Source organism: Candidatus Roseilinea sp. NK_OTU-006, from assembly GCF_012931985.1.
GTDB lineage: Bacteria > Chloroflexota > Anaerolineae > J036 > Brachytrichaceae > JAAFGM01.
Window position 1 is genome coordinate 1 of record NZ_JAAFGM010000056.1, and the last position, 5,642, is coordinate 5,642.

Genomic DNA, 5,642 nt, shown 5'->3' on the forward strand with positions numbered 1-5,642 from the left:
GATGGCCTGCGCCGACAACCCATGCTGTGACGCCAAGCTCAGGCGACGCATCTCCTTGATGGCGACATACGCATCTTGGAGCAGGCCGAGCAAGTCTTGCAACGCCCTCAAGCGCGACAGATAGGCGTGCGCTGCCTTCCGGTAGAGCGGCGTAGCAAATTCCAGCGCATAGCGCAACCGCTTGCATTGAATGCGCAGCGCATGATATTCGCTCGGCGACGAATCCTGCTGAATGGCGTCGCCCAGCTTGCGCAGCTTGTCGTAGCGGCGGCGAATCAGGCCGGGCATCTCCTGGCGGGCCGGCTTCATGTATTGCTCGCCTGCGTATAGACTCGCGTCGTCGCGCAAAAAGCCGGTCAATTCGGTGACCAGTCGCTCGTAGCGCGCCGAGTTCAACCCGCGCAGCAGCTTCGCCCGCGCTTGCTCACGCTGGCGGGTGAGCAGCGCCTCCAGGCTATCCAGCGCGTGTGGTTCGATCGTCGCGTCTTCTTCGCGCCAGGTGACCAAGCGCTCCAGTTGCACGTCCATGTCGCGCACGCCGCCGAGGAGGCGGGCGATCCAGCGCAGCTCATCGCGCAGACGTTGGGCCTCGGGCGGCAGGTAATCGCGGAAGAGGCTCAGCGCTGCCCGTAACCGTCTCGTGGCGACCCGCGCCCGGTGCACCGCCTCGGCATCTTCGCCCAGGCGCACGCCCGGCTCCTGTGACAGAAACTGGGCCAAGTGTTCGCGCAGCACGGCGCACGCCAATTCGCCGACGGTTGGGTCGTCGGCCAGGTGGTCGGTGTCCTGGGGCTGACCGAGGTCGAGCGCGAATCCCGGCTGCAACTGCTGCGCCTGCAGGCCCAGCTCGAATTTGGAATCGGTCGCCGGGCGCAGGCGGTGCGTCAGGCGCATCTCGGCGACGAACGCCTCCACGGCGTCGGTTCTGCAGCCCGCGGGGCCGTTGGGGGAGACTTCCACCTCGACGCGCCGGAGGCGCACCGGTTTGCGCCGCCGGTCGGCGGCGATGGACACGTCGTCGAGGGCGATTTCCGCCAGGCGCGCGCTGTCTTGATAAACGCTGATACGTTGGCGCCGGGTGCGCGCGTCGAACAACCGATGCAGGGTGTGAGCCGTGCGCCCCCCCAGTAGCACTTTCACCAGCTGGCCGACCGGCCCAGGCGCACGGATCACTTTGCCTACGGGGTCGTTCACGACGCCGTTGAAGTGCAGTTGCTCGTTGATCTCGCGCCGCCGGCGCAGCCCGTCCTGCCGGGTGCCGAACGACTTGAGCGTGGCCTCGGCAGGTTCGCCCTCGGCCTGCCGCACGCGCAGCACATAGCCTGCGCGGAAGAGCCGCCAGTCCGGCGTGTCGTAGTAGCTGTCAACGTGTTCCTTGGGTTGGCCGAAGTGGAACTGCAGGTCGCCGGCCTCGGAGCGCGCGCGTAGCCAGCTCTCTACCGTACTGAGGTCGTCCACGTCGAACTGCCACTCGATCTCTTGCTGATTCTCTGCCTCGTCGGTCGGCGCCATATTGTGTTCTCGGAGATCCAAATGACGACACGGTCATCTGCCCCATGCGCCCGGTAGGCGCACAGGCATCTCGTGCAATATTCTACATTCGGCAGCCTGTCGGAGTTTTCAAAATCTGCGGCTTAGGAAGCGCAGCGATCAACGCACGCCGAGCGCGTTGGTCGCTGCGTTTTAAACCTGAGCGGAGACTCGGAGGGTGCATTCGCCAACGGGGGCAGATGTAGCAGACTCGCCCCGGCGTAAACGACTGGGCTGAAAGGGGCGGAATGCGCGCGGCTTGCCCGTGTGCTCAGCGCCGAGATTGATCCCGGCGCGACTGAAGCGCATACCGCTGCAAGCCGGTCCGCGCTCCCCCATTTTGAAATGCACCCAACTCGGACGCAGATCAGCGGCGCACCATCGGCACATATACGAACGCGGCCGGCAGATTCACCCACAGCGCGTGGTCAGGTTGCGACCAGTGCCCTTGATCGTCCTGGGTGCGGAAGGTGATGATGTGCGGGCCGGGCGCAAGCTGCGAGATGGGCAGCGTAGCCGTGATGCCGGTGGAGAGCACGCCGTCGCGGTGCGAGCGCCACTCGTAGGCTGCGATGCTGCGCCCGCGCGCAACGTTGGCCGATGCGTCGCCGACCAGATACAGCATATCCTCGCGCTTCACTTCCACGGCATTCGTGTCGGCTTTCAGGATCACCGCGACCGGCAGCTCGACGGTGAGGGGCGCGACCGGCGCGATCGCCGCGGCGCTTTCGGCGACCGGCGCGCTCTCCTGGGCGTCAGCGCCTTCGCCGGGCAGCTGTGGCTCTTTGCCGTCCTCTGCCGGCGGCTGCGGCGCTTCCGGCGGTGCGTCGTCGGGTGGCTTGGTTTCGTCGTTAGCAAGCACGGTCTGCGGCACGTTCTGGCCGGTGTCGAACACGCCCACTGCGTAGAACGAGAGGGGCAGATCGGTCCCGCGCTGCGCGCCATACACCATCACGTAGCGCGCCGTCTGTCGCTCGAACCCGATCACATCCACGCCGCCATCGCCTGCGTTCGTCCAGAACACGTTCCGCCAGGCGTCGCCGTTGGAGACGAACACGCCGTAGCGACGAGCGTAGCCGGCTTCCCAGTTGATCGTCACCTGGTCGAATGCCTGTGCGTCACCCAAGTCCACATACCACCATTGCCCATCACCGAGCTTCGCCGCCCAGCGCGTGGTCAGGTCGCCATCGGTGGCCAGCCAGGGTTCGGCCCCGATGGACTCGGTCGAGGAGGCGACGGCCGGCTTGCCCTGCGCCAGGTTGACCAGCGGCGTGCCTTCCAGGATGAGCTGGTATTGGCCGGAGGAGCGCGAGGCATAGCTGCGCGCGACGATGCGGTACACGCCGGTCGCCGGCGCCACATATGACAAGAGCGCGTTTCGATCCCCGCCGCCGTCGTCGTTGTAACTCACCCGCGCGCCGCTCGGGTTGTAGAGCTCCAGGTAGGGGTCGAGCGTGCTCGTCGCCTTGTTCATGCGCAGGCGCAGCGTGCGCCCGGCGGCGACCGAGACGTAGTACGTGTCGCGATCGCCGGCCGGGCTGACCGTGCCGGTCAGCGTCTGGCCGAAGGCGATCCAGCGGAAGTCGTCGGGGTCGCCGCCGGTGACGAGCGAGAGGCTGAGGACGTATGCGCCGGTGCTGGCGCGGTAGGCCTTCGCCCGGATGCGGTAGGGCCCGTTGACGGGGAGCGTAACCTGTAGGCGCGCGTTCTTGTTGCCGCCGCCGTCGTCGTTGCTGCTCAGCAACCGGCCGTCGGGCCGGTAGAGCTCGACGAAGCTGTCGAGCGCGCTGCCGCTCGCTTTGTTCTGCGTGATCAACACCACCTGTCCTGCCAACCCGTCGAACGTGAAGTCGTCGGTGTCGTAGGCCGGCAGGATCGTGCCATTGCGCGACTCGCCGATGCCGATCGGGCCGCCGTCGTTGTCGGGCGCGTTGCCGGCTCCGGGCGTAAACAGCAAACGATTGGGCGACCCCGTGCCGGTGTTCCTCACCTTGTTCAGCGAGGCCACGTTCACCAGCGCTTGGTGCACCGTCGCCGGTGGAGCAGTCGGATTCACCTGCAGGTATTTCGCCGCTGCGCCCGCGACGTGCGGTGCAGCCATGGAAGTGCCGCTGAGATCGGCCGTCGCCGTGTCCGAGTCAATCCAAGCCGAGGTGATGCCGCTGCCCGGCGCGAACAGGTCGAGGCACGCGCCGATGTTGGAGTAGGCAGCCCGGTAGTCGGTGCGCTCGGTCGCGCCTACGGTGATGCCCTCGGCCACGCGCGCCGGCGAGGCGTTACACGCGTCCCTGCCGTAGTCGTTCCCCCCGGCCAGCACATAGGTCACGCCGGCAGCGATCGAGTTGCGCACCGCTGCGTCGAGCGCCGCCGAAGCGCTGCCGCCCAGGCTCATGTTGGCGACGGCGGGTTTGACGTGGTTGGCCGTCACCCAATCCACGCCGGCGGTGACGCCCGAGAGCGTGCCATAGCCATCGCATCCCAGCACGCGCACGGCATAGAGCGTGGCCTGTTTCGCCGCGCCGAAGGTGGTGCCGCCGATCGTGCCGGCCACGTGCGTGCCGTGGCCGTCGCAGTCGTTCACACCGTTGCCGTCGTCTATCGCTGTGAAGCCGGCCAGCGCGCGCCCGCCGAACTCGGCGTGGGTCAGGCGGATACCGGTGTCGAGGACGTAGACGTGGACGCCGCTGCCGGTTTCGCTGTAGGTGTAGCGCGCGTCGAGCGGCTGGTCGCGCTGGTCAATGCGATCCAGGCCCCACGGCGCATCGGTTTGCACGCCGTCGGTCGCGAGTCGCTCGGCGCGGTAGGTGATCAGGCGATCCGGTTCGACGAAGGCGACGCTGGGGTCAGCCTGCAACGCTGCAGCGGCGTCGGCGCTCATCCGCGCGGCGAAGCCGTTCAGCGCCGCCGAATACTCGTAGATGACCTCGGCGTCGTAGGTGCTGGCGGCCTGCGCCTTCACCGATTGCATCGCTGCGCGGCCGGCGCCGGGCTCGAACACGACGATGTAGCGGTTGGGCACGATGTCGCTCTGCGGCCCGGGCGCGGCTTGGATGACGTCGTTCGCGGGATGGATGCTGCCAGCGCGATCGCGGCGGCAATGGCGAGGCGCAGGATGATTTGCAAGGAATGACCCCCTCGGTGCAAGGATTGTAGCAGTGTCCGGCCTACGGACTCCCGACTTCCTTCTCCGAATCGAATGAACTTCAGGAGTTGGCAGAAGCGTGATACATTTCCCTTCGTGAACGCGCGGCCGCGCATTTTGATCCTGCATGCCTCCGGCACCAACCGCGACCACGATGCGGCAGCCGCCTGCGAGCTGGCCGGCGGCGCGCCTGAGATCGTACACGTCAACCAGTTACGCGCCGGTGAGCGTCGCTGGTCGGATTACCACAAATGCTGGTACTGCCCGGCGGCTTTAGCTATGGCGACGCGCTCGGCGCCGGCCGACTGGTGGCGCTCGACCTCAACGTGTATTTTGCCGACGAAGTGCGCGCGTTTGTGGAGTCCGGCAAACTGGTGCTTGGCATTTGCAACGGCTTCCAGGCGCTGGTGAAAGCCGGTATCCTGCCTGGGCTCGAGGCCGACGGCGCGATGCAGCAGGCTACGCTGGCCCGCAACGCGCGCGGCCGATTCGAGTGCCGATGGGTGACGCTAATCCCCAATCCGGCGAGCCCGTGCCTGTTCACCCGTGGCCTCAGCGAGCCGATCTACTGCCCGGTGGCGCATGGCGAGGGCAACTTCATCCCGCGCGACGCGGCCGTGCTGGCGATGCTGCAGGCGCGCGGGCAGATCGCGCTGACCTACGGTAACCAGACCGTGAGCGATAGCGATCGCGCGCCAGTCACCTACCCGGACAACCCCAACGGATCGGTAGCGGACATCGCCGGCATTTGCAACCCCCGAGGCAACGTGCTCGGCCTGATGCCGCATCCGGAGAACCATATCTATCCCTGGCAGCACCCGCGCTGGACGCGCGGTGAACGCGGGGGGATTAGGGCTGGCGCTGTTTAAGTCGGCTGTTCGTGTGCTGGCCGCCGGCGTTTGAGCTTAGCGGACGTTATAGGGATAGGCCAGATCGCTCTGACCTGCAATCTGACCTTCTGACTTCTGAA

At 66.8% G+C, this 5,642-nt stretch carries 2 protein-coding genes and 1 pseudogene; 1 reads left to right on the top strand and 2 read right to left on the bottom strand.

Annotated elements, in window-relative coordinates; all coding sequences use genetic code 11:
• Positions 1-1,512: CYTH and CHAD domain-containing protein (locus GXH28_RS15030; RefSeq protein WP_169239838.1), on the bottom strand; the 1,512-nt coding region annotated here is incomplete at its 3' end.
• 385 nt (positions 1,513-1,897) lie between these two features.
• Positions 1,898-4,549 (bottom strand): S8 family serine peptidase, encoded by a 2,652-nt coding sequence (locus GXH28_RS15035; protein ID WP_320447973.1) that lies wholly within the window; start codon positions 4,547-4,549, stop codon positions 1,898-1,900.
• Between the two features lie 177 nt (positions 4,550-4,726).
• On the opposite strand from GXH28_RS15035, the pseudogene purQ reads away from it, so the two are divergent.
• Positions 4,727-5,575: pseudogene (gene purQ / locus GXH28_RS15040) on the top strand (phosphoribosylformylglycinamidine synthase I).
• Positions 5,576-5,642 lie beyond the last annotated feature (67 nt).